Consider the following 511-nt stretch of genomic DNA (forward strand, 5'->3'; position numbering starts at 1 on the left):
CCGATCACGGCCAGCTTGGCCGATGCGTTGACGGTGGTTCCTTCCGGCGCGACGATTTCCGACAGCACGCCGGAGGCCGGGGCGGGCACCTCGACCGACACTTTGTCGGTTTCCAGCTCGCACAGCATTTCGTCCTGCGCGACTGTGTCGCCCACCTGCTTGAACCAGGTCGAGACGGTGGCCTCGGTCACGCTTTCCCCGAGCGTGGGGACCATGACATCAACGGCCTCGCCACCAGATGATGCGGGTGCGGCGGCAGGGGCTGCTTCGGCGGCGGGGGCGGGTGCCGCGCCTTCACCAGCCGACAGCGTGGCCAGCAGCGCATCAACCCCCACGGTTTCGCCTTCGGCGGCCACGATCTCGGCCAGGGTGCCAGCGGCGGGCGAGGGCACCTCGACGGTCACCTTGTCGGTTTCCAGCTCGCACAGCATCTCATCCACCGCGACGGCGTCGCCGGGCTTCTTGAACCAGGTGGCGACCGTTGCCTCGGTCACACTTTCGCCCAGGGTGG

The 511-nt window shown here is 68.5% G+C and carries 1 protein-coding gene; it reads right to left on the reverse strand.

The window, feature by feature from the left end:
* The coding region (locus BKY26_RS13630; RefSeq protein WP_321184870.1) for a biotin/lipoyl-containing protein at positions 1 to 511 on the reverse strand (511 nt) is incomplete at both ends.

Source organism: Nioella sediminis (assembly GCF_001879695.1).
In the GTDB taxonomy this organism is placed as follows: domain Bacteria; phylum Pseudomonadota; class Alphaproteobacteria; order Rhodobacterales; family Rhodobacteraceae; genus Nioella; species Nioella sediminis.